Annotated in this window: 24 protein-coding genes; 15 read left to right on the top strand and 9 right to left on the bottom strand. The window is 64.1% G+C overall.

The annotated features are described in order from the left end of the window. Nucleotides 1–11: 11 nt before the first annotated feature. Genes pyrF through rfaE1 form a run of 3 tightly spaced genes read left to right on the top strand, consistent with a single transcriptional unit; the run spans nt 12 to nt 2,960 of the window. The gene (pyrF, locus tag FAZ21_RS08670; protein WP_136772991.1) at nt 12–716 is read left to right on the top strand and encodes an orotidine-5'-phosphate decarboxylase; all 705 of its coding nucleotides are present in this window, start codon (nt 12–14) and stop codon (nt 714–716) included. Next, on the top strand, nt 713–2,029 hold the full coding sequence (locus tag FAZ21_RS08665) for a UDP-glucose dehydrogenase family protein (protein ID WP_136772989.1): 1,317 nt from the start codon (nt 713–715) through the stop codon (nt 2,027–2,029). Before pyrF ends, FAZ21_RS08665 begins: the two co-directional genes overlap by 4 nt. After that, a complete protein-coding gene (gene rfaE1, locus FAZ21_RS08660) occupies nt 2,007–2,960 on the top strand; it encodes a D-glycero-beta-D-manno-heptose-7-phosphate kinase (RefSeq protein WP_136772987.1) in 954 nt (317 codons plus the stop codon). The genes FAZ21_RS08665 and rfaE1 overlap by 23 nt, the downstream gene beginning before the upstream one ends. A gap of 72 nt (nt 2,961–3,032) precedes the next feature. Here rfaE1 and FAZ21_RS08655 read toward each other — a convergent pair whose 3' ends face one another. From FAZ21_RS08655 to fdxA, 6 genes are all read right to left on the bottom strand, one after another. Then, entirely contained in the window at nt 3,033–4,799 is a 1,767-nt protein-coding gene (locus tag FAZ21_RS08655; RefSeq protein ID WP_136772985.1) for a GGDEF domain-containing protein, read from the bottom strand. A 144-nt stretch (nt 4,800–4,943) separates the two neighbouring features. After that, nucleotides 4,944–5,393: a 50S ribosomal protein L9 gene (gene rplI / locus FAZ21_RS08650; protein ID WP_136772984.1), complete on the bottom strand. Its 450-nt coding sequence runs from the start codon at nt 5,391–5,393 to the stop codon at nt 4,944–4,946. An 18-nt stretch (nt 5,394–5,411) separates the two neighbouring features. Then, nucleotides 5,412–5,639: a 30S ribosomal protein S18 gene (rpsR, locus tag FAZ21_RS08645; RefSeq protein WP_018747972.1), complete on the bottom strand. Its 228-nt coding sequence runs from the start codon at nt 5,637–5,639 to the stop codon at nt 5,412–5,414. Nucleotides 5,640–5,649: 10 nt separating this feature from the next. Continuing rightward, the gene (priB, locus tag FAZ21_RS08640) at nt 5,650–5,955 is read right to left on the bottom strand and encodes a primosomal replication protein N (RefSeq protein WP_136772982.1); all 306 of its coding nucleotides are present in this window, start codon (nt 5,953–5,955) and stop codon (nt 5,650–5,652) included. Further along, nucleotides 5,956–6,324: a 30S ribosomal protein S6 gene (gene rpsF, locus FAZ21_RS08635; protein WP_136772980.1), complete on the bottom strand. Its 369-nt coding sequence runs from the start codon at nt 6,322–6,324 to the stop codon at nt 5,956–5,958. A gap of 151 nt (nt 6,325–6,475) precedes the next feature. Beyond that, the gene (gene fdxA / locus FAZ21_RS08630) at nt 6,476–6,799 is read right to left on the bottom strand and encodes a ferredoxin FdxA (RefSeq protein WP_136772978.1); all 324 of its coding nucleotides are present in this window, start codon (nt 6,797–6,799) and stop codon (nt 6,476–6,478) included. Nucleotides 6,800–6,910: 111 nt separating this feature from the next. Here fdxA and gluQRS point away from each other — a divergent pair, with 111 nt between their 5' ends. The 12 genes from gluQRS (at nt 6,911) to purF (ending at nt 19,852) form a co-directional block, all read left to right on the top strand. Further along, entirely contained in the window at nt 6,911–7,801 is an 891-nt protein-coding gene (gluQRS, locus tag FAZ21_RS08625; protein ID WP_136772976.1) for a tRNA glutamyl-Q(34) synthetase GluQRS, read from the top strand. Nucleotides 7,802–8,003: 202 nt separating this feature from the next. Beyond that, nucleotides 8,004–10,673: a motility hub landmark protein FimV gene (locus FAZ21_RS08620; protein ID WP_136772974.1), complete on the top strand. Its 2,670-nt coding sequence runs from the start codon at nt 8,004–8,006 to the stop codon at nt 10,671–10,673. Between the two features lie 176 nt (nt 10,674–10,849). Further along, nucleotides 10,850–11,314, top strand: coding sequence for a hypothetical protein (locus FAZ21_RS08615; protein ID WP_136772973.1), 465 nt, complete (start codon nt 10,850–10,852; stop codon nt 11,312–11,314). A gap of 9 nt (nt 11,315–11,323) precedes the next feature. Further along, nucleotides 11,324–12,106 (top strand): tRNA pseudouridine(38-40) synthase TruA, encoded by a 783-nt coding sequence (gene truA, locus FAZ21_RS08610; protein ID WP_136772971.1) that lies wholly within the window; start codon nt 11,324–11,326, stop codon nt 12,104–12,106. Between the two features lie 18 nt (nt 12,107–12,124). Further along, on the top strand, nt 12,125–12,742 hold the full coding sequence (locus FAZ21_RS08605; RefSeq protein ID WP_136772969.1) for a phosphoribosylanthranilate isomerase: 618 nt from the start codon (nt 12,125–12,127) through the stop codon (nt 12,740–12,742). A gap of 13 nt (nt 12,743–12,755) precedes the next feature. Further along, a complete protein-coding gene (gene trpB, locus FAZ21_RS08600) occupies nt 12,756–13,967 on the top strand; it encodes a tryptophan synthase subunit beta (RefSeq protein WP_136772967.1) in 1,212 nt (403 codons plus the stop codon). Nucleotides 13,968–14,018: 51 nt separating this feature from the next. Then, complete coding sequence (trpA, locus tag FAZ21_RS08595; protein ID WP_136772965.1) at nt 14,019–14,822, top strand: tryptophan synthase subunit alpha; 804 nt, start codon at nt 14,019–14,021, stop codon at nt 14,820–14,822. A gap of 110 nt (nt 14,823–14,932) precedes the next feature. Next, entirely contained in the window at nt 14,933–15,802 is an 870-nt protein-coding gene (gene accD, locus FAZ21_RS08590) for an acetyl-CoA carboxylase, carboxyltransferase subunit beta (RefSeq protein ID WP_136772963.1), read from the top strand. Nucleotides 15,803–15,813: 11 nt separating this feature from the next. Continuing rightward, nucleotides 15,814–17,085, top strand: a complete 1,272-nt coding sequence (gene folC / locus FAZ21_RS08585; RefSeq protein ID WP_136772961.1) for a bifunctional tetrahydrofolate synthase/dihydrofolate synthase — start codon at nt 15,814–15,816, stop codon at nt 17,083–17,085. A gap of 2 nt (nt 17,086–17,087) precedes the next feature. Next, nucleotides 17,088–17,777, top strand: a complete 690-nt coding sequence (locus FAZ21_RS08580; RefSeq protein ID WP_136772959.1) for an SPOR domain-containing protein — start codon at nt 17,088–17,090, stop codon at nt 17,775–17,777. After that, a complete protein-coding gene (locus FAZ21_RS08575; protein WP_136772957.1) occupies nt 17,774–18,265 on the top strand; it encodes a CvpA family protein in 492 nt (163 codons plus the stop codon). The genes FAZ21_RS08580 and FAZ21_RS08575 overlap by 4 nt, the downstream gene beginning before the upstream one ends. Nucleotides 18,266–18,307: 42 nt before the next feature. Further along, entirely contained in the window at nt 18,308–19,852 is a 1,545-nt protein-coding gene (gene purF / locus FAZ21_RS08570) for an amidophosphoribosyltransferase (RefSeq protein WP_136772955.1), read from the top strand. Nucleotides 19,853–20,209: 357 nt separating this feature from the next. Here the strand turns inward: purF and FAZ21_RS08565 are convergent, their stop codons facing one another. The 3 genes from FAZ21_RS08565 to minE all read right to left on the bottom strand — a co-directional run bounded on the left by FAZ21_RS08565 (nt 20,210) and on the right by minE (nt 23,977). After that, nucleotides 20,210–22,783 (bottom strand): [protein-PII] uridylyltransferase, encoded by a 2,574-nt coding sequence (locus FAZ21_RS08565; protein WP_136772953.1) that lies wholly within the window; start codon nt 22,781–22,783, stop codon nt 20,210–20,212. Nucleotides 22,784–22,843: 60 nt separating this feature from the next. After that, nucleotides 22,844–23,650 (bottom strand): type I methionyl aminopeptidase, encoded by an 807-nt coding sequence (map, locus tag FAZ21_RS08560; RefSeq protein ID WP_136772951.1) that lies wholly within the window; start codon nt 23,648–23,650, stop codon nt 22,844–22,846. Between the two features lie 66 nt (nt 23,651–23,716). Then, a complete protein-coding gene (minE, locus tag FAZ21_RS08555) occupies nt 23,717–23,977 on the bottom strand; it encodes a cell division topological specificity factor MinE (RefSeq protein WP_136772949.1) in 261 nt (86 codons plus the stop codon). Nucleotides 23,978–23,979 lie beyond the last annotated feature (2 nt).

Genomic DNA, 23,979 nt, shown 5'->3' with positions numbered 1-23,979 from the left:
GTCACACACCCATGACCGTTTCCGATTCGCGCATCGTCGTTGCGCTGGATTACCCGGACGCTGCCGGCGCGCTCGTTTTTGCCGCGCGCGTATCGCCGGCGCTGTGCCGGCTCAAGGTCGGCAAGGAGCTGTTCACCGTCGCCGGGCCGCAACTGGTGGAGCAACTGGTTGCGCGCGGCTTCGAGGTATTTCTCGACCTCAAGTTCCACGATATCCCCAACACGGTGGCCCAGGCCTGCAAGGCTGCGGCGGCGTTGGGCGTGTGGATGGTCAATGTCCACGCCTCGGGCGGACGCAGGATGATGGAGACCACGCGCGAGGCGCTCGAAGCGCTGCCGCAGCGTCCGCTGTTGATCGCGGTGACGGTGCTGACGAGCATGGACGCGGCCCAGCTTGCCGAGATCGGCTTGCCGGCGCCGGAAGTCCAGGTCGAGCGCCTGGCGCGTCTCACGCGCGATTGTGGCCTGGATGGCGTGGTGTGCTCGGCGCAGGAAGCGGGACTGCTCAAGGCCGCCTGCGGGCAGGACTTCAAACTGGTCACCCCGGGCATCCGCCCGGCCGATGCCAGCCTGGACGATCAATCGCGCGTGATGACGCCGCAGGCGGCGGTCGCGGCCGGCGCCGATTACCTGGTCATCGGCCGTCCCATTACCCGTAGTGACGACCCGGTCGCCACGTTGCAACGGATTCGACAATCTATCGAGGCCACAGCATGAAAATCACCATCATCGGATCGGGCTATGTCGGCCTGGTGACCGGCGCCTGCCTGTCCGAGCACGGCAACGACGTACTCTGCCTGGATCTGGACCCGCGCAAGATCGAGATGTTGCAGCGCGGAGAGATTCCCATCTACGAGCCGGGCCTGGAAGAGATCGTGCAGCGCAACGCCGCCGCCGGCCGGCTGCGTTTTACCACCGACATCGTGGAATCGGTTGCGCATGGTACCGTGCAGTTCATCGCAGTGGGCACGCCACCGGACGAGGACGGCTCGGCCGACCTGCAATACGTGCTGGCGGCGGCGCGCAACATCGCGCGATACATGACCGATTACAAGGTGGTGGTGGATAAATCCACGGTACCGGTCGGTACCGCCGACAAGGTGAAGGCCGCCATCGGCGAGACGCTGCGCGAGCGTGGTGTCGAACTGCCGTTCAGCGTGGTGTCGAATCCCGAATTTCTCAAGGAAGGTGCGGCGGTCGAAGATTTCATGAAGCCCGACCGCATCGTGGTCGGTGCCGACGACGAACGCGCGATCCACGCGATGCGCGCCATCTACCAGCCGTTCCAGCGCAACCATGATCGCACGCTGGTGATGGATGTACGTTCGGCCGAACTGACCAAATACGCGGCCAATGCGATGCTGGCCACGCGTATTTCCTTTATGAACGAGCTGGCCAATCTCGCCGAAGTGCTGGGTGCGGATATCGAGCTGGTCCGGCGCGGGATCGGCTCCGATCCGCGCATCGGCTACAGCTTCCTGTATCCCGGGGTGGGCTACGGTGGGTCCTGCTTCCCCAAGGACGTGAAGGCGCTGTGTCGCTCGGCACAGGAAAACGGCATGGATCTGCAGGTGCTCACGGCCGTGGAGGCCGCGAACGATGCGCAGAAGTTGCGTCTGGTGCAGAAGGTGGTGGCGCGCTTTGGCGATGACCTGACGGGCAAGCGTTTTGCACTGTGGGGGCTGGCATTCAAGCCGCGCACCGACGACATGCGTGAAGCACCCAGCCTGGTGATCGTGCAGGAACTGTTGTCGCGCGGCGCCACGGTGTGCGCATTCGATCCGGTCGCGATGAAGGAAGCGCGCCGCATCCTGGGCGAACGCATCGACTACGCGGCCAGCCCGATGGCTGCCCTCGACAACGCGGATGCATTGCTGGTGGTGACCGAATGGAAGGAGTTCCAGGCGCCCGACTTCGAGCGTGTCAAATCGTTGTTGAAGCAACCCGTCATCATCGACGGGCGCAATCTGTTCGACCCGCAAACGGTCAAGGCATACGGAATCGACTATGACGCCATTGGACGCCACTGAGCTTGCCAACCTGAAGCAGTCCATCGCCGGCGCTCGCGTGCTGGTGGTGGGCGATGTGATGCTGGATCGTTACTGGTTCGGTGATGTGGAGCGCATTTCGCCAGAGGCGCCGGTGCCGGTGGCGCGTATCCGGCGCACCGAAGAGCGGGCCGGTGGCGCGGCCAACGTTGCTCGCAATATCGCGGCGCTGGGCGGCCGGGCGACGCTGCTGGCGGTGGTCGGCGATGACGAGCCGGCATCGAGCCTGGAGCGGCTGTTGCGCGAGAACGGGGTGACGACCCATCTGCATCGCGATCCGCAGATCGCGACGACGGTCAAGCTGCGCGTCCTGGCCAGGCAACAACAGTTGCTGCGCATCGACTTCGAGGAGATGCCCAGCCATGAGGTGCTGGCCAGCAAGCTGGATGAGTTTCGCCAGCAACTGGCCACGACCGATGTGGTGATCCTGTCGGATTACGGCAAGGGCGGGTTGAAGCATGTGGAGGCGATGATCGCGGCGGCGCGCGAGGCCGGTAAACCGGTGCTGGTCGATCCGAAAGGGGACGACTACGGGCACTACCGTGGTGCCACCTTGCTGACGCCGAATCGGGCCGAGTTCCGGCAGGTTGCCGGACAATGGCGTGACGATGCCGATTTCGCCAGCCGCGCGCGCGCGTTGCGAAACGAGCTCCAACTCGATGCCCTGCTGGTGACCCGTAGCGAGGAGGGGATGAGCCTGTTCGCCGCGCAGGCGGACCATCACATCCCCACCGTGGCGCGCGAGGTATACGACGTGTCGGGCGCGGGCGATACCGTGATCGGAACCCTGGGGCTGATGCTGGCGGCGGGGCTGGATCTGCCGGCTGCAATGGAGTGGTCCAATCGCGCTGCGGGCATCGTCGTCGGCAAGCTCGGCACGGCGGTGGTTCATCCGGAAGAACTGTTCGCCTGAATGCCCGGCTGCCGATGCGCGTTCAGCAAGACAAAGCCGGGCCATGTGTGGCCCGGTTTTTTCTGGATGGTTTCAGGCGCCCACTTCCACCCGGTTCTTGCCGGCCTGCTTGGCCCGATACATTGCTTCGTCGGCGCGGGTGATGACCTTGAAGCGGTCCTCGCCCGGTTTGGCGAGCGTCACGCCCGCGCTGAAGGTGATCAGCAGCTTGCGGTTTTCGTGCAGGAAAAAGCGACGCGTCAGCTCGCGTTGCAGGCGTTGCAACACCTGTACGGCGGCGTCGAGGTCGGTATCGGGCAGCAACAGCACGAATTCCTCGCCACCATAACGTGCCACGATATCGGTGGGGCGTAGCATGTCGGTGATGACGCGCACCAGGTGCACCAGCGCGCTGTCGCCCGCTGCGTGGCCCTGTACGTCGTTGAGCTGCTTGAAGTTGTCCAGATCCAGCAACGCCACCGCGAGCGGGCTGCCGGTGCGCTCGATGCGCGCAGCCTCCACTTCGAAGCTCTCCTCCAGGCCACGCCGGTTCAGGGCGCCGGTCAACTGGTCGGCGCGGACCTGCTCGCTGATCCGGCGCAGTTCACGCTCCAGTTCCTTGGCGCGTGCCTCCGATTGATCCGCCTGCTGCCGGGCCAGCAACAGTTCGTCCCGGCTGCGCTGCACGTCCAGTTGCATCGAGCGGGTATCCTGGATCAGATGCTCCATCACGTTGCGCAGGCTGGAGAGATTCTTGGCCTGCTGGATTTCTTCGGCATAGCCGCTGATACGGCTGTGGTACTGGCTGGTGGAATCGGAAAGAAACCCCAGCCGATCGACGAAGGTGGCGATCATGCTCTTGAGCGCGCTTTGGGCTTCCAGCAGGTTCTGCTTGAGCAGGCTCTGCTTGTAGATCACTTCCTTCAACCCGATTTCGGCGTCGTAGATCAGGTTCATGTCGAGCGGGCGGGCCATGATGTGCTGCAACACCGCGATCTGGCCCCGCAGCCAGTCATCCTCGACCACCAGTTCGCCCATGTTGTCGGCCAGCAGCCGCAACAGGCTGAGCAGGCCATCGCACAGGCGTTGCTCCTGATCGTTGGCCAGTTCCAGCCGCAACCAGAATTTCTTCAGCCGCGGTAACAGCAATTGCAGGTCGGCCTCGCTGGCCACGGCGCGGTTTTCGTTGGCCAGGGTCAGCGTTTCGGCTGCGAGATCGGGATAGGCGGTCAGCCGGCCGGCTACGCCGATTTCCAGCGTACCCGCCAGGGCATCGCGCCAGTCCGCCCAGGCAATGCTGCCTTCGGGCACCATGTCGGCGCCACCGCCCATCATGGGGCCACCCAGCGCCTCGGAAAAACTGCTGTCCGGGGTAGACTGGCTCCAGGCCTGAACCAGGCTATCCAGCTTTTCGTTCAAATCCTCGGCGTTGTTACTGAAGTTGATCAGCACCCGTTGCAGCGACTCGCGCTTCTGCCCGAGCGTATAGCCCCCGCTGCGCGCATCCCATTGCCGGATCAGTTCACGGATCAGATCCGCCCACCCCCGTGCCAGATGCGCTTGCCCATTCTGCTGCTGCATGGCGCGAAGCAGCAGTTCGGGCACCTTGTCCCAGTTGCCTTCGCGAGTGGCTTCGCGCATTGCGTCCATGCAGCGCCGCAGTTCGGGCGTCTGGCGGGGCAGGGCGAGCAGCATTTTCTCCAGCGAAGGCAGCAAGGGATGCAGCCGTTCCGCTTCCGGGGTGCCGGCGATCGCGTGGTAGATCTCCCCGTAATGATCCGGCGTGGGCACCATGCGACGCATCGCAAGCTGCTTGAGCGTCTCGCGGGCGATTTCGGTTGGATTGCTTTGTGTAGGCATTGCGGGCGGCGATGTGGGATTTTTGATGCTTTAGCCGTTGATTATAGGGCCGTGGCGTCGCGCTGCCGCGTGCGTCAATAAAAAAACGGAGGAGTCCAGGGACTCCTCCGTTTCGGGTGGTGCAGCAGCGATAACCGATCTGGATCAGGCTTCGCCAACCACCACCACGCGCACTTCGACGTTGACGTCGTGATGCAGCGACAGGGTGATGTTGTATTCGCCGATGGCCTTCAGCGGGCCTTCGGGCAAACGCACTTCGAACTTCTTCACGGCCACGCCGGACGCGGTCACTGCTTCGGCGATGTCGGCGGTGGTCACCGAGCCGAACAGACGGCCATCGACACCCGCTTTTTGCGAAATGGTGATCTCGGCGTCCTGCAGCTTTTCAGCACGGGCCTGGGCAGCAGCGAGGATATCGCCCTGACGGGCTTCCAGCTCGGCGCGGCGAGCTTCGAATTCCTTCAGGTTGGCTTCGTTGGCACGCTTGGCCTTGCCTTGGGGGATCAGGAAGTTGCGGGCAAAGCCGTCCTTGACCTTGACCACGTCGCCCAGGGAACCCAGGTTGGCTACTTTCTCGAGCAGAATGATTTGCATGTTCTTGTTCTCCCCGGATCAGTGCAGGTCGGTGTACGGCAGCAGGGCCAGGAAACGGGCGCGCTTGATGGCGGCGGAAAGCTGGCGCTGATAGCGAGCCTTGGTGCCGGTGATGCGGGCCGGGATGATCTTGCCGTTTTCAGCAATGAAATCCTTCAGGATACCGATGTCCTTGTAGTCGATTTCCTTGATGCCTTCGGCGGTGAAGCGGCAGAATTTTTTCCGCTTGAAGAGATTGCGAGACATGGTAATTACCTCAATTCAACAATTCGTATTCGTCGATGTGCAACACGATACGGTCCGGGTAGCGCTGGCTGAATGCGGCCAGAAAGCCTTTCACGACCAATGCCTGACCTGGTTTCAGACGACTGAGCGCCATGCCCGTCTGTCCGACCGCTACAGCCTTTACCGTTGCCAGAACCCGGCGCTCGGCGCCGTTTTCCTGCTGCTGCGATTCATGGCTGATCGCCAGTTCCTGGATCGCAACGCCGGCCGGGGTATAACGCAGGGCAGGCAAATCGCTCAGCGTGCCGCCCAGAACCACTCGGTTGCGTGACAGCACTTAGGCCGCGACCTGACCTTCCAGGGCCGGGGACGTCAGCGACTTGGACTTTTCTTCCTTCATCATCGGGGACGCGTCGGTCACGGCGTGTTCCATCTTGATGGTCAGGTGGCGAAGTACTGCGTCGTTGAACTTGAATGCGTGTTCGAGTTCGTCCAGGGTTTCCTGGCCGATCTCGATGTTCATCAGCACGTAATGGGCCTTGTGGATCTTCTGGATCGGGTAGGCCAGTTGGCGGCGGCCCCAGTCTTCCAGGCGATGCACGCTGCCGTTGCCGGCGGTGATGATGGCCTTGTAGCGATCGATCATGGCGGGCACTTGCTCGCTTTGATCGGGGTGTACGATGAACACGATTTCGTAATGTCGCATGGATGCTCCTTGTGGGTTACAGCCTGCCGTCAGCGACGCCGGTCAGGCAAGGGAAGTAAGCCCGCGAGTATAGTACGTTTTCGCGAGCCGCCTCAAGTGGGGGCCAGATTCATGGCGCGGTGCCGTGGCCCGGGGCGGTTTGCCGGCGGGATCAGCGTTCCACCAGGTGAATCTTGCCGGTCACCCCCGACCATTCCTCGTGGTCGGCGAGCGGATCCTTCTTCTCGACGATGGTGGGCCATTCCTTGGCAAGCTCGGCGTTCAGCGGGATATAGTCGAGCATGTTCTCAGGCACGTCGTCCTCCGCGTAGATCGCCTCGACCGGGCATTCCGCGACGCACAGCGTGCAATCGATGCATTCGTCCGGATCGATCACCAGAAAATTGGGGCCTTCGTGAAAGCAATCGACGGGACAGACATCCACGCAATCGGTGTACTTGCACTTCACACAGGCGTCGGTGACTACGTAGGTCATGAAGGAAATCCTTTCTGAAGAACGGGCGAATGCCGGAAAATAGCCCGCTATTTTATCAAAGCCTGCCGCAACAAGAGTAACAACGTGGGAGCCAGTTCCGTTTCGAGTCACATGCCGCGCTATCGAGGCCGTTTTGCGCCCAGTCCCACCGGTGCACTGCATCTTGGTTCGCTGATGGCCGCGGTCGCCAGTTATCTGGAGGCAAAGGTGCGAGGGGGCGATTGGTTGCTGCGCATCGAGGACCTCGATCCGCCCAGGATGATGGCGGGTGCCGCGGCCGGCATCATCGCCGTGCTGGAGCAGTATGGCTTTCAGTGGGATGAGGAGCCCATCCGGCAAAGCGACCGCATTGATCGATACGAAGCGGCGCTGGCACGCCTGATGGCATCCGGGGCCGTGTATCCATGCAGTTGCTCGCGCAAGGAGGTGGCGGCGATTGCCCATGCCGGCATAGAGGGGCCGGTCTATCCTGGCACCTGTCGTACCGGGATGGCGCCAGGCCGGCCATTGCGGGCCTGGCGGGTGCGGGTCGACGACGAGCCGGTCGTTTTCCCCGATGCGGTGCAGGGCGAATGCGGCCAGCGTCTGCAAAGCGATGTCGGGGATTTCGTCGTACGCCGCGGCGATGGACTGTTTGCCTATCAATTGGCAGTGGTGGTCGATGATGCCGAGCAGGGAGTCAACGCCGTGGTGCGGGGTGCCGATCTGCTGGATTCCACGCCGCGACAAATCCACTTGCAGCGTCTGCTGGGTTTCCCGCAGCCGCACTATGCGCATATCCCCGTGCTGGTCAATGAAGCCGGTGAGAAACTCAGCAAGCAGACCCTGGCTGCACCTTTGGACCCGGATCGGGTGAGCGAGACGCTATATAGAGTGTTGGTGCTGCTGGGGCAGCGACCGCCGGTTACGTTGATACGGGCAAGTGCCGCCGACTGCTGGGACTGGGCGTTTTCCCACTGGCAACTGCAATCTGTTCCTTCCCGACGGCAAATTGAATGCTAATTAGCAGATGTTCGGTATTCTTTTCGGATTGGTCGTGCTTGACTAAGTAATTGTTGTGTTGTTGGGGGTTGCCCTGTCGAAATTGAGGGTCTTTGCCATATCTGCAACACCGCGCGCCGAGCCCTTGCTCTGCCTTGCGTGGCCGTTGTGGCAGATGATATGTTCACCACCCGATGTAAGCTGCGTATATCGGCCGTAATAAATGAGCCAACTGGGGGAAATCGTGCTGAGCAAACCAAAGATCAAGGCCTGCGTTTTGGCCATGATGCTGGCCACGCCGTTTTATTTGAATGCGGCAGGGCTGGGTCGGCTGAACGTGCAGTCCGGCCTGGGGCAGCCGTTTCGTGGGGAAATCGACCTCGTGTCCGTTGCGGCTGAAGAGGCCGACTCGCTGGTCGTCAGCCTGGCTTCGCCGGCGGCATTTTCCACCGCTCAGATCCAGTACCCGCCACCATCGCTGGGCCTGCGCCTGAATATCGAAAAGCGGGCGGGTGGACAGTACTACGTTGCGGTCAGCTCGGCTCAACCCATCAGCGAGCCGTTCCTGGACCTGCTGGTGGAGCTCAATTGGGCCAACGGGCATATCCAGCGTGAATACACCGCGCTGATCGACCCGGTCGATTACAGCGCCGCGCGTGCCACCGCGCCGACCGCGTTGCCCGGCCGATTGTCCGGCAAGGCCGGTGCAACTCCCGCACCTGCGGCCGCCGCGCGCCCCGCCGCAGAGCCCACCCGCTCCTCGCGCGCCACTGCGGCGCCGCAAGCCAGTGCCGGCGAGCAGGCAGGCGCCGACCAATATCGCGTCAAGGCCGGGGATACCTTGTCGTCGATCGCCGGCGCGGTCCGCCCCGAGGGCGTCAACCTCGATCAGGTGCTAGTCGCGCTCTACCGCAATAATCAGGATGCTTTTGCCGGCAACATGAATCGGCTCAAGCGCGGGAAGATCCTGCGCGTGCCGGGCCGCGAAGAGATCGAGGCCGTTCCCCGCGCCGAAGCCGCGAAGGAAATCCGGTTGCAGGCCGAAAACTGGCGCGCCTATCGCCAGCGCGTCGCCGATGCCGCAACCACCGGCCCGAGCGCCGAGCAAGGCCAGAGCGCATCGGGCAAGATTTCCGCCCAGGTCGAAGACAAGGGCGCCGCCCAGGCCGAAAATCGCGACACCTTGCGGCTTTCGAAGGGGGTCGACAAGGGTGGCAAGGGCGATGCCCAGGCCCGCATCCGCAGTCTTGAAGAAGAGGCCGTGGCAAGGCAGAAGGCCTTGACCGAGGCCAATCAGCGCGTTGGCGAACTGGAAAAGACGGTTCGCGACATGGAGAAGATGCTGGCGCTGAAGGGCCAGGGCAAGGCAGTGTCGACACCGGCTGCCGCCAAACCGACTCCGACCCCGACGTCTGTGCCAACGCCGACACCGACTGCTGTCCCGACCCCCGAGCCGACGCCGGTGGTGGCATCCAGCGCTGCGGCAGTGACCGCGTCGGCCGCTTCGGCAGCCGTCGTGGCCCCGGTGGCAAGCGAGCCCGCCTCGGCGCCGAAGAAGCGACGCCGCGCCCCGGTGCAGATCGAGGCGCCGGCGGAAGAGGAATCCTTCCTCGACAGCCTGCTGAGCAACTCGATGCTGCTGGTGGGCGGCATTGCCGTGCTGGCGCTCGGTGTTGGTGGCCTGATCTGGGCACGCCGCCGTCGTCCGGCGGTGTTCGAGGACAGCATCATCACCGGTGGCGACCTCAAGCCGAACACGGTGCTGGGCAATACCGGCGGCGCGGTGATCAGCACCCAGCCGACCGAGAATTCCTTCCTGACCGACTTCAGCCGCCAGGGTTTGGGCACCATCGATACCGATGAGGTCGACCCGATTGCCGAGGCCGAGGTCTACATGGCCTATGGTCGCGATACCCAGGCGGAGGAAATCCTCAAAGATGCGTTGTCCAAGGATCCGTCGCGCAACGAAATCCGCATGAAGCTGCTGGAAATCTACTCCGCGCGCAAGGATCGGACCTCGTTCGAGGAAATCGCCGCCGATCTGTTTGCCAATACCAATGGCCATGGCCCGGTCTGGGAGCAAGCGTCTTACCTGGGTCGCAACATCGATCCGGAAAACCCGCTCTATGCCCGCAAGGACGGCCATGGCGGGGCGGATGCACAGGGCTTTGTCGATACCACGCCTGCTGCCAGCTTTGCGCCGGCAGCAGCGGGGACAGCCGCTGCCGCCGCATCGGCGGCAGCGCTGGATCTGGACCTGGGCTTCGACGAACCCGCGCAGCCACAGCAGGTTGCCGCGCCAGAGCCGGCGCCCGCGAAGGCTGCCGATCTCGACTTCGATCTGGATGCCTTCGTGGTGCCGGAGGTGGCCGCGCCGGCCGCACCGGAAGCACAATTCGCTCCGGATGCGCTGGAGGAGCCGCTGGATCTGGCCGCCCCGGCTCCGGAGCCCGCCGCCGAGCCGGATGCATTCAACGACCTTGACTTCAACCTGGACCTGGATCGTCCGACGTTGGCCGACCCGGTGGCCGAAACAGCCGCTGCGCCGGCCACGGCTGGCGACTTCGATCTGGATCTTTCCGCCTTGTCCCCCGTTGAGCAGGCGCCGGCAGGCAGCGAAGGCATCGACCTCGACTTTGATTTCAACCTGGACGATACCTCCGTGCCGACTGCTACCCAAACGCCAGCACCCACACCGATCAACCTGGATCAGGATACGGTCAACGAACTCGACTTCTCGGCCGAGGACCCGGTTCAGACCAAGATCGATCTGGCGCGCGCCTATATCGACATGGGCGATGTGGAAGGCGCACGGGAAATCCTTCAGGAAGCGCTGGCGGAAGGAAATGCAATGCAGCAAGGGGAGGCCCGCAGCCTGCTCGATTCGCTGTGATGAAAAGCGGCGGCGCCTGGGCCCATCCGGCCCAGCGCATGCTGTGCTGGTTCTGGGTGGCGTGTGGCGTGCAGTGGATGCGGCCCACGCCACTTTGCTTTGGGGTCGCAGCCTGTGCGGCGTGGCTGGCATGGCGTTCACCGCATCGGCTGCTGCACGCGTTGCGTCGAATGCGGATGCTGCTGCTCGCGCTGGTCCTGGTGTATGGCTGGAGTGTGCCAGGCCAGTATCTGTGGCCTCATGGCTGGTCGCCGACGCAGGAAGGGTTGCTGGCCGGGGGTATCCAGGCATTGCGCCTGGTGGGTATCGTGCTCAGCCTGCAATGGCTGCTTGGTGGGATGGCGCGAGAGGCCTTGTTCGAAGGCATGCATGTTCTGGCCGCGCCATTGTCGTTTCTGGGGTTGGATCGGCGCCGGGCCGCGTTGCGGCTGGCGCTCACGCTGGCGTATGCCGACCGCTTCCTCGACGAACGCCCGGGGTGGCGTCGCTTGTGGCGGGCATTGTCCGACGACCGGGAGTGGGACGCCGGAGTGCCCCTTGCCTTACAATGGCCGCCTTCCGCCCTCGGGCCCCGGCAACGCGCGCTGCTGAGCGCGATCCTGCTGGGGGTGATTGCCACGCTGGTCTTGATGCTGCGCTAGTCCAAACAGATGAAATACGCGATCGCCATCGAATACGATGGTCGTGCTTTTGCCGGCTGGCAGATTCAGCCGGATCAGCCCACGGTTCAGATCGCGCTGGAGGGTGCATTGTCGCGCATGGCAGGGCATGCGGTGCGGTTGCATGCGGCGGGGCGTACCGATGCCGGCGTGCACGCCACCCGCCAGATCGCCCACTTCGAAACCGATGCTTCGCGACCGTTGACAGCCTGGGTGCGTGGCGTGAACAGCTTTCTGCCGCCGGCGGTGGCGGTGCTGTGGGCAAGGGAAGTCCCGGATTCGTTCCATGCCCGTTTTTCCGCCATGGCACGCCATTATCGCTATCTGTTGCTGAATCATCCGGTGCGGCCCGCGCTGATGGCCGGGCGTGTCGGCTGGACACATCAGGCGCTGGATCTGGAGGCCATGCGCGAGGCCGCGCAGCGCTTGTTGGGAACCCACGATTTTTCCAGCTTCCGTGCCGCGGAATGCCAGGCCAGGACGCCGGTCAAGACATTGCACAAGCTCGACCTCCATGCCGACGGGCGGATGGTGGTACTGGATTTCTCCGCCAATGCTTTCCTGCACCACATGGTGCGCAATATCATGGGCGCGCTGCTCCACGTGGCAAAAGGCAATCGTCCGCCGCAATGGATGGACGAACTGCTTGCCGCGCGTGATCGCAGTATCGCGCCACCCACCTTCATGCCCGACGGCCTCTATCTGGCCGGGGTGAGCTACCCCGCCGAGTTTGGCTTGCCGGGCGAGCCCGATCCCCGTCACGGCATGATCTGATCCAGCTCCGGACCCCTCATGACTGCACGAATCAAGATTTGCGGCCTGCGTGATGCCGCCACGGCGCGCCAGGCCGCCCGACTGGGCGCCGATGCGATCGGGCTGGTGTTCTATGGCCCCAGCCCCCGCAATGTCGATATCGCCACCGCGGCGGCGGTATGCGCCGCCTTGCCGCCTTTCGTCAGTAGCGTGGGGCTGTTCGTGAATGCCGAACCGGCCTTCGTGCGCGAGGTGCTGGCGAGCGTCCCGCTGGATTTGCTGCAGTTTCATGGCGACGAAGCGCCCGCTTACTGCCGCGCGTTCTCGCGACCGTACCTGAAAGCCGTGCGGGTAAAACCGGATGTAAATTTGTTAGAATACGCGGCTCGCTATGCCGATGCGCGTGGTCTGCTGGTCGATGCCTTCGTGGACGGCGTGCCCGGCGGTACCGGCGAAGCCTTCGACTGGCGGTTGTTGCCCCCCGATCTACCGCTGCCGCTGGTGCTCTCCGGCGGTCTTGATCCCGACAATGTGCGCAATGCGGTCAACCGCGTGAGCCCATGGGCCGTGGACGTTTCCAGCGGTGTGGAGTCGGCGAAGGGTGTCAAGGATTTGGAACGGATTGCGGCGTTCATCGATGCGGTGCGCGCGGCCTGATGGAGTGAAAGACATGAACGATTTCCTGCGTTACGACCAGCCGGACCCGCGTGGCCACTTTGGCCAGTTCGGCGGCATCTACGTGGCCGAGACGCTGATGCCCGCGCTCGACGAGCTGCGCATCGAATACGAAAAGGCCATCAACGACGCGGATTTCATGGCGGAGTTCCGCTACGAACTCAAGCATTACGTCGGCCGCCCCAGCCCGATCTATCACGCCAAGCGCTGGTCCGAAGAGATCGGCGGCGCGCAGATCTATCTGAAGCGCGAAGACCTCAACCACACTGGCGCGCACAAGGTGAACAACACCATTGGCCAGGCGCTGCTGGCGCGCCGCATGGGCAAGAAGCGGGTGATCGCCGAAACGGGTGCCGGCCAGCATGGCGTGGCATCCGCCACCGTGGCGGCGCGCTACGGCCTGGAATGCGTGGTCTACATGGGCGCGGAAGACGTGGCGCGGCAATCGCCCAATGTGTTCCGCATGAAGCTGCTGGGCGCGCAGGTCGTCGCCGTGTCGTCGGGTTCCAAGACCTTGAAGGATGCGATGAACGAGGCGATGCGCGACTGGGTGACCAATGTCGACAGCACCTACTACATCATCGGCACGTGTGCCGGGCCGCACCCGTATCCCATGCTGGTGCGCGATTTCCAGTGCGTGATCGGCGAAGAATGCAAGACGCAGATGATCGACCTGATCGGTCGCCAGCCGGATGCCGTCGTGGCATGTGTCGGCGGTGGCTCGAATGCCATCGGCATCTTCCATCCCTACATCGATGTTCCGGGTGTGCGGCTGATCGGCGTCGAAGCCGGTGGCGACGGGCTGGAAACCGGCCGCCATGCCGCTCCACTGACCGCCAATGCCAAGCCGGGCGTGCTGCACGGCAACCGTACCTACCTGATGCAGGACCCGGACGGCCAGATCATCGAAACCCATTCCATCTCCGCCGGCCTGGATTACCCCGGCGTGGGCCCGGAGCACAGCTACCTCAAGGACATCGAGCGCGCCGAGTACGTGGCGGCAACCGATGCCGAGGCACTCGCGGCTTTCCATGACCTGTGCCGCTACGAGGGCATCATTCCCGCGCTGGAATCCAGCCACGCCCTGGCGCATGCCAGCAAGCTGGCGGCCACGTTGCCGAGCGATCAGATCATCCTGGTCAACCTGTCCGGTCGTGGCGACAAGGACATTCCCACCATCGCGCGCATGGAAGGCATCCAGCTCTAATCAATCGGACGGAGGGCGCATGCGCCCTCGTCGCATATCAGAACCAGACCCATGTCCAGAATCCAGAAAGTCTTTTCGCAGTTGGCGTCGCAGCAGCGCCAGGCGCTGATCCCGTTCATCACCGCGGGCGACCCCCGCCCGGGGCTGACCGTGGCACTGATGCACGCGTTGGTCGCCGGCGGTGCCGACATCCTTGAACTTGGGGTGCCGTTTTCCGATCCGATGGCCGATGGCCCGGTGATCCAGCGCGCCAGCGAACGTGCGCTCGCGCACAAGGTGTCGCTGCGTCAGGTGCTGGCCATGGTGGCCGAGTTCCGCCAGCGCGACGCCGATACCCCGGTGGTGCTGATGGGTTACGCCAACCCGGTCGAGGCGATGGGCTACGAGGCGTTTGCCGTCGCGGCGAAGGCGGCCGGGGTCGATGGCGTGCTGACCGTGGATCTGCCGCCCGAAGAGGCCGAGGAATGCAGCGGCGTGCTGCGCGCGCATGGGCTGGACCAGATTTTCCTGCTGGCGCCGACCACGCCGGAGTCGCGCCTCAAGGCCGCGGCGCGGCTGGCCAGCGGTTATGTGTATTACGTATCGCTCAAGGGCGTCACCGGTTCGGCCAACCTGGATATCGACAGCGTGGCGAGCAAGCTGGCCATGCTCAAGCAGCATCTGTCGCTGCCGATCGGCGTGGGCTTCGGTATTCGCGATGCCGATTCGGCGCGCCGCGTGGCCCAGGTGGCCGACGCCGTGGTGATCGGCTCGCGGCTGGTGCAGGAAGTGGAAGCGGGCGAGGAGGGCCTGGCCGAGCGCCTGACCGCCTTCCTGGCCAGCGTACGCGCCGCGATGGATACCGCGCGCGCCTGATTCGGTTCATCCTGCATGCGTTGGCACGCAGGCGCTGAACAGCGGCGCGACCGGGCCATGCGGCCATCGCGACGCCAAGACCCAACAAGACAGGCTCCAAGGAGAGAACCATGAGCTGGTTGCAAAAATTGCTGCCGCCCAAGATCAAAAGTCGTGAGCCGGGAACCAAGTCCGCCGTGCCGGAAGGCCTGTGGCACAAGTGTTCCGCTTGCGGCTCGGTGCTGTATCGCACCGATCTGGAAAACAACCTCGACGTCTGTCCGAAGTGCAATTTCCACAACCGCATCTCCGCGCGTCGCCGCCTGGATCTGATGCTGGACGCGGAAGGGCGTTTCGAGATCGGCGCGGAAGTGCGGCCGGTGGACATCCTCAAGTTCAAGGCCGTCAAGCGCTATAGCGACCAGCTCGACAGCTTCAAGGAAAGCGTCGGCGAAGACGACGCCATGGTGGTGATGCAGGGCGCCATCCACTCGGTGCCGGTGGTGGTGGCGGTCTTCGAGTACGGCTTCGTCAACGGCTCGATGGGGTCCGTGGTGGGCGAGCGCTTCGTGCGCGGCGTGCAGGTCGCCATCGAGAACGGCGTGCCCTTCATCTGTGTCTCGGCCTCTGGCGGCGCGCGGATGCAGGAAGGCCTGACCTCGCTGATGCAGATGGCCAAGACCAGTGCCATCCTGACCAAGCTGGCGGAGAAACGCCTGCCGTTCATTTCGTTGCTCACCGATCCCACCATGGGCGGCGTCTCGGCATCGTTTGCCTTCCTGGGCGACGTGGTCATGGGCGAACCCGGTGCGTTGATCGGCTTTGCCGGCCCGCGCGTGATCGAGCAGACCGTGCGCGAAACGCTGCCGGAAGGCTTCCAGCGTGCCGAGTTCCTGCTGGAGAAGGGCGCCATCGACATGGTGGTGGACCGCCGCGAGTTACGCCTGCAGATCGCCCAGTTGCTCACGCTGCTGATCAAACAGCCCGCCGTTTCCGTCTGAGTTTTCCATCGATGTTTTCCGCCGACACGCTCGACGAATGGCTGCGCCATCTCGAGCAACTCCACCCCAGCGCGATCGACATGGGGCTGGAGCGCGTGGCCCGCGTGCGTGACGCGCTGGGCCTGCTTCCCACTTTTCCCGTCCTCACCGTAGGCGGCACCAACGGCAAGGGGTCGGTATGCGCCATGCTTACCGCCATGCTGCGCGCGGCCGGCTTCAAAGTGGGTACCTACACCTCGCCGCACCTGCTGCATTACAACGAGCGCGTGCGTATCGACCTGATCCCCGCGGCCGATGCCGACATCGTTGCCGCGTTGGCCGCCGTCGAAGCGGCGCGGGGCGAGGTATCGCTGACGTATTTCGAGTTCGGCACGCTGGCCGCGATGAAGCAATTCATCGACGCCGGCGTGGATGTCGCTGTGATGGAGGTGGGGTTGGGCGGGCGACTGGATGCGGTCAATGTCTTTGCTCCGGACGTTGCCGCCGTCGTCAATGTCGATCTCGACCACCAATCCTATCTGGGTAACACCCGTGAAAAAATCGCGTTTGAGAAAGCTGGGATCTTCCGGCCAGGCAAGCCTGCGCTCTGTGCAGACCCAAACCCGCCGCAGGCGTTACTGGATGTGGCTGCGCAGCAGGGAGCAGACCTCCAGCTGATCGGGCGCGATTTCGAATGGCAGAAGGAAGGCGAGGGCAACCAGTGGATGTGCGCCACGCGCACGGGCAAGCGCCATGCGCTGCCATTGCCGGCCCTGCGTGGCCCTTACCAGTTGGGTAACGCGGCATTGGCCATCGCCATGCTGGACAACCTCCGCGAGCGCCTGCCGGTCGGCCTGGGGCACATCAAGCGCGGCTTGCTGGAGGTGGAGTGGCCGGCGCGTTGCCAGGTGCTGCCGGGACGACCGCAGACGGTGCTGGATGTCGCGCACAACCCGCATGCCGCTCGCGCGCTGCGCCAGGCGCTCGACGGCATGGGTTATGCCGCCGACACCCATGCGGTGTTCGGCGCCATGGCCGACAAGGATATCGCCGGCGTGGTGGCCATCCTGGCCGATCGCATCGACCACTGGCATCTGGCCGCGCCGGACATCGCCCGCGCCGCCAGTGCCGACGTTCTGGCAGAGACGGTGCGCCAGGCCGCGCCCCGTGCCCGGACCTCTTCCTATTCGACCGTCGGCGACGCCTACCGTACCGCCTGTGAGGCAGCGGGTGAAGCTGATAGAATCCTGGTCTTCGGATCCTTCTACACCGTGGCTGAGGTCATGGCTGCGCGTGAACGGTGAGCATGGCACGAGATAACGTCAGCGAAGAATTGCTGGAGCTGCGTAAACGCGCGCGGCGCCGCTTGGTGGGGGCCATTGCATTGGTCCTGTTCGCACTCATCGTCCTGTGGACGGTGATGGATGCGGCCCCCCCGCAGAATCTGGTGCAGGCCAGCCAGCCGGTGGTGATCGAGGCCAGCGCGCCCAGCGTTGCCTCTGGCAAGCCCGCCGCCGCTCCCGCGCCGACCACGGCCAGTGCCGCACTGGCCGCCTTGCCGGGCAAGCTGGTGAACCAGCAGGTCGAACGCGAGCCCATCCCGCCGGCCGCCGCGCCGACGCCCGTGCCGCAGGCGGAGCCGGCCGCGACACCGCGCCCCGAACCAACGCCCAGGCCAACCCCGACGCCCAAGCCCAGGCCCACCCCCGATCCCAAGCGTATCCTCGAAGGCTTCGACGATGCCGAGGCCCAGCCTGCGGCAGCCAGCACCCATCCGGTTTATGTCCAGATCGGCGCCTATGGCGATGCGGCCAAGGCGGCCGAGATCGTCGGCAAGCTCAAGGCCGCTGGCCTTGCGGCGCGCGGCGAGCCGGTGAACGTCAAGGGCGTGGCATTGACGCGGGTGCGGATCGGCCCCATGTCGGAAGGGCAGGCGCAAACCGTACGCAAGAAAGCCACGGAGCTGGGTTATGCGCCGCAGCTGGTGAGCAAGTGACCGCATTCGATTACGTCGTACTCGTGATCCTGGGGTTGTCGGTGCTGTTGTCGGTGATGCGGGGGTTGGCCCAGGAACTGATGGCGTTGATCGCCTGGATCATCGCGGCCTGGGTCGCGCTGAACTATGCCGATGAAGCCGCCGCCTATGTGCCCGCTGGCCTGCCCACCGCCGAGCTACGCTATCTGGCTGCATTCGCCGGCCTGTTTTTCGCGGTGTGGCTGCTGGCCACGCTGTTGCGCATTACGTTGAATCAATTCCTGAAAGCCACCGGCCTCAAGCCGCTGGACCGTGTATTCGGCGGCGCCTTTGGTCTGGTGCGCGGCCTGTTGTTCGTCATGCTGATCGTGATCGGCGCCGGTTTGACCCCGGTGCCCAAGAGTCGCGCCTGGCAGGATGCGATGTTCAGCCCGTTGTTCGAAGCCTCCGCCCGCCTGGTTTTGCCCTGGCTGCCGAAGGCCTTGTCGGAACGCGTGCGCTACGAATAGTGATTGTCTTTGTTGATGTTCTGAGTCGAGAGGCTAGCTTCGATGTGTGGCATTGTCGGCGTTGTCGCCAAAACCCCCGTTAACCAACTGCTCTACGATGGGCTGCTGGTCCTGCAACACCGTGGCCAGGACGCCGCAGGCATCGTCACCGGGGAGGGGCTGGTCTTCCATATGCACAAGGGCCAGGGGCTGGTGCGCGATGTCTTTCGCACCCGCAACATGCGCTCGCTGCTCGGCAATGCCGGGATCGGCCATGTGCGCTATCCCACCGCCGGCTCGGCTTCCAGCCTGGCCGAATCGCAGCCGTTCTACGTCAACAGCCCGTTCGGCATCGTGCTGGCGCACAACGGCAACCTGACCAACGACAAGCAACTGAAGAGCGAGATGTACCGCACCGACCTGCGGCACATCAACACCAACAGCGATTCCGAAGCGCTGCTCAACGTGCTGGCGCACGAACTGAGCCGTCGTGTCCAGGGCCCCCGCCTGACACCGGAAATCGTGTTCGACGCCGTGACCGCCGTGCACCAGCGCGTGCGTGGCGCCTACGCCGTGGTGGCGATGATCGCCGGCTTCGGCATGGTGGCGTTCCGCGATCCTCACGGCATCCGCCCGCTGGCGCTGGGTACGCACGAAACCCCCGAAGGCACCGAGTACCTCGTTGCCAGCGAATCGGTGGTGGTGGATACGATGGGCTTCAAGCTGGAGCGCGACGTTGCGCCGGGCGAGGCCATCTACGTCACCTTCGAGGGCGAGTTCCATAATCGCCAATGCCATCCGGACGCCAAGCTGGCACCCTGTATCTTCGAACACGTCTACTTTGCCCGGCCCGACAGCGTGATCGACGGCATCTCGGTACACGAAGCACGGCTGAACATGGGCGAGCGCCTGGCTGACAAGGTGCGCAGCATGGTGCCCGCGCTCGATATCGATGTGGTGATCCCTATCCCGGACACCAGCCGCGACTCGGCGCTGCAACTGGCCAACGTGCTGGGGCTGCCGTACCGCGAGGGCTTCATCAAGAATCGCTACATCGGCCGCACCTTCATCATGCCGGGGCAGGCCAGCCGCAAGAAATCGGTACGGCAGAAGCTCAACCCCATCGCGGTCGAGTTCCGTGGCAAGAATGTGCTGCTGGTGGACGACTCCATCGTGCGCGGCACCACCTCGCAACAGATCGTGCAGATGGTGCGCGACTGCGGCGCACGTAAGGTATATCTCGCATCCGCCGCGCCACCGGTGAAGTTCCCGCACGTCTACGGCATCGACATGCCGACGCGTGCCGAACTGATCGCCACCGGACGCACCGATGCCGACATCGCGGAGGAGATCGGCGCCGATGCGGTGATCTACCAGGAGCTGGATGCACTGAAGGCGGCCTGCACCGACGCCAGCGGCGGGCGCATCGTCGAATTCGAAACCTCCTGCTTCGACGGCAACTACATCACCGGCGACATCACCGACGCCTACCTGGACGAGCTGGAAGCCAAGCGCCTGTCGCCGCTGTCCAACAAGTTCAAGGATCCGGATGGCGATGCACGGTTGCTGGACATGAATATCGGCGTGGCGGAGCAAAACCTCATCTAGCCCGGATCGACATGGGGGCGCCTGAGCGAAGGTCTGGACACCGAAAGCCAATTTGACGGTGGATAGGCATCTGCCCTCATGATTTTTACAGACAGGAACGGTACGGTGTCATCCAGGGGCTGGTGCTTTGGGCCGGGGCAGGGCAGATACGCTGGCTGACAATGCCTCGGTTTCCGGGAAGGGTCTCATGCCCCGGGGGCACTGAAGCGGTGGTGCCGTCGCGCCTTGTCGGCCGGTGTTGCCGCATGGCAAGTCACATCGTGGCGAGGTCGATCCAGGTGCTGCTTGGCCAGACCTGGGCGGTTTTGCCGTCTTGCGACAGTTCCTGATCCTCCCGCCCTTGAGTCCGGCCCGCTTCTACGGCTGCACCGCCTGGAGCAGCGCGCTTTCCAGTTGCAGCGAGGCCTGTTCGTCGTCCAGCAGGTCGCCGCTGACCAGGAAGTTGTCTTCCGCACGCTCGCCCAGCGTCATGATCTTGGCGGAGTGGATGTCGATATGATGCGCGGCCAGCACCCGTGCGATGCTGGACAGCAGGCCGGTGCGATCGCCTGCCGTGATCGCCAGCACGTGGCGTCCGCGCTCGTCGGCGCGGATCAGTACGTGCGGGGTCACCGGGAAATGCCGTTGCTGGCGCGAGATACGCGCTTGGGTCGGCGGCGTTTGCGGGCTGCTCTGGGCGATGGCGGCCGCGAGTTCGTATTCCACGAAGCCGGTCAGGTCGCGATAGCTGCCTACGCGCTCGTCGGGGATGTAGACATAGAAGCTGTCCAGCGCGTAACCGTGCCGCGTCGAGTGCAGGTGGGCATCGAAGATGGTGTAGCCGGCGCGCTCGAAAAAGCCGCAGATCCGCGCGAACAGGTCGGGCACGTCGCGGGCGTAGACCAGTACCTGCAAGCCTTCACCCGAATCCGACAGCTTGGCGCGCACCACCGGATGGGGCGTGTTGACCCGTCCATAGAGCTGACGCGTGTGCCATGCGATCTCCCGCGCTTCGTGCCGCAGGAAATACACCGTGTCGAATTGCTGCCATAGCGCTTCGTGCGCGTCGGGGCGCAGGCCGTAGAGGCGCAGCAGGCGCAGCGCCTCTTCCTTGCGTTCTCCCAGCCAGGAGCGGGCATCGACATTCTGTTCCCGCAGGGACCGCAGCGTGGCGTGATACAGGTCTTCCAGCAGCTTGGCCTTCCAGGCGTTCCATACCTTGGGGCTGGTGCCACGGATATCGGCCACGGTCAGCAGGTACAACGCCGACAGGCGCCGCACGTTGCCGACCAGCGCGGCGAATTCCATCACGACCGCCGGGTCGTAGACGTCCTGCTTCTGCGCGACGTGTGACATGGTCAGGTGGTGCATGACCAGCCAGGGCACCAGTTCGACGTCGTCGGGGTGTAGCGGGTGGTTCGTGCAGAAGCGCGTGGCGATCTCGGCACCCAGCTTTGAATGGTCGCCGCCGCGTCCCTTGCCGATGTCATGGAACAGCGCGGCGAGGTAGAGCGCTTCCGGGCGCTCGAATTCCTCGATCAGGCGCGAGCACAGCGGGTATTCGTGGGTGAAGGCGGGCACTGCGAAGCGTCGCATGTTGCGCAACACCATCAGCGTATGTTCGTCCACGGTGTAGACGTGGAACAGGTCGTGCTGCATCCGCCCCACCACCTGGCCGAACTCGGGGATATAGCGTCCGAGCACGCCGTACTGGTTCATCCGCCGCAGGGCGCGCGTCAGGCCGCGCGGTTCCTGGAACATCTGGATGAACAGCGCGTGGTTGTGCGGATCGTTGCGGAAGGCTTCGTCGATCAGCGGCCGCGCATGCCACAGCGCGCGCAGGGTCTCCGGTGCGATATCGGTGATGGCGCGCTCGCGCTCGGTGAGCAGGAACAACTCCAGGATGGCGGACGGCTGGCGCTGGAACAGATCGGGCGTGGCGATTTCCAGTACGCTGCCACGCAGGTTGAAGCGGGGGTTCAGCGCCACCAGCTCGATGCCTACCTGCGAGTAGATGCGCGCGCGCAGCGCCTGCACCAGCAATGGCACCAGTTGCCCGACCACACGTGCCGCGCGGTAGTAGTGCGCCATCAATTGTTCGCTGGCGCGGTTGAAGTGATCGTCGCTGAAGCCGAAATCGCTGGCGAGCCGGTTCTGGTAGTCGAACAGGATGCGATCCTCGCGGCGGCGCGCCAGCCGGTGCAACTGGATACGCATCGTGCGCAGCACGCGTTCCGCGCGGCGCAGCTTGTGGCTTTCCTCGCGGGTGAGCATGCCCTGCGCCGCCAGTGCGCGCCAATCGTGCCCCAGCCCCAGCGCGGCGGCGATCCAGCCCACCAGGTGCAGATCGCGCAAGCCGCCCGGTGCTTCCTTGATGTGCGGTTCCAGCTTGTAGGTGGCGTTCTGAAACCGGCCATAGCGCGCCTGTTGCTCCAGCAGCTTGGCTTCGAAGAAATCCTTGGGATCGACGTGCTGGAACACCGCGGCCTGGAATCCGGCGAAGCGCTCGGCATCGCCGGCCAGCCGCCGTGCTTCGATCAGCGCGGTCTGTACCGTGATGTCCTTCGCTTCGGCCAGGCATTCGGCGATGGTGCGGACCGCGTGGCCCACTTCCAGGCCGATGTCCCACAGTTCGCCGATCAGTGCCTCCAGTTGCGACAGCAACGCGGGTGGCGCGTCGTCGGGCAACAGGATCAGCAGATCGATGTCGGAATACGGGTACAACTCGCCCCGGCCGTAGCCACCCACGGCGACCAGCAGCGTGTCGTCGGGGAAGTCATGTTGCGCCCACAGCGCTTGCAGCGTGCGGTCGGTCAGCCTTGCCAGCCGGCGCAGCAGCGGTGCCGACAGGCGCGGATTGGCACAGCTATCCAGCAAGGCCTGCTTGCCTTCCGCATGGGTGGTACGCAGGGCGGCGAGCGGGCTGGACGGGTGGGCGGGCGAGGTCGGCATCGGGTTTCCCGGGCGGGCCGTCAGGACAAAAGGGCCAGGCTGGCGCCCGGCCCGTGGCAATCAACCGAGCAGCCAGCTTTCGGGGCGCGGCGGCGTGCCTTCCGACAGGGTCAGGATCTCGTAGCCGGTTTCGGTGACCAGCACGGTGTGCTCCCACTGCGCGGACAACGAGCGATCCTTGGTGACGATGGTCCAGCCATCCGCCAGGCCTTTGATCTCGCGGCGACCGGCGTTGATCATCGGCTCGATGGTGAAGATCATGCCCGGCTTCAGTTCCGGCCCGGTGCCGGCGCGGCCATAGTGCAGCACCTGTGGTTCTTCGTGGAATACCTGGCCGATGCCGTGGCCGCAGAACTCGCGCACCACCGAGTAGCCGGCGTTCTCTGCGTACTTCTGGATGGCGGCGCCGATGTCGCCCAGATGGGCGCCCGGCTTCACCTGGTCGATGCCGATCCACATGCAGTCGAAGGTAACGCGCGCCAGGCGTTTGGCGTGGTTGGCCACTTCGCCGATATTGAACATGCGGCTGGTATCGCCGTGGTAGCCGTCCTTGATCACCGTGACATCGATGTTCAGCACGTCGCCGGTCTTGAGCGGCTTGTCGCTGGGGATACCGTGGCACACCACCTGGTTGACCGAGGTGCAGACCGCCGCTGGATAGGGCGTGTAGCCCGGCGGGGCATAGTTGAGCGGCGCGGGAACAGTGCCCTGTACGTTGATCATGTAATCGTGGCACAGGCGGTTGAGTTCGGCGGTGGTGACACCGGGCACGACGTGCGGCGTGATGTAGTCGAGCACTTCGGAGGCCAGCCGGCCGGCGATGCGCATCTTGGCAATATCTTCGTTGGTCTTGATCGTGATGGGCATGAGGCTCCCCGAAAATGACAAAGAGAGGCTGCGCCTCTCTTTGGATCTATGCAGTCAGTCAGGATTTTAACGCTTTGCCGCTTCAGGCAAAACGATATTCACTTCCAGTACTTCGAAGTCGTCCTTCTTGTCGAGCTGCACCTTGATGTCGTCCGGATTGATGGCGACGTATTTGGAGATCACTTCGATCAGTTCTTTCTGCAACTGCGGCAGGTAATCCGGGGTGTGCCGGCCGGCGCGCTCGTGGGCGAGGATGATCTGCAGGCGCTCGCGGGCAACCGACGCGCTCTTTTTCTTTTCACCAAAAAAGTAATTCAGAATAGACATGG

Origin of the sequence: Chitiniphilus eburneus (genome assembly GCF_005048205.1) — a bacterium.
Lineage (GTDB): Bacteria > Pseudomonadota > Gammaproteobacteria > Burkholderiales > Chitinibacteraceae > Chitiniphilus > Chitiniphilus eburneus.
Note: the sequence above shows the minus strand (reverse complement) of the source record. Positions and strands in the feature narration are given on the sequence as shown.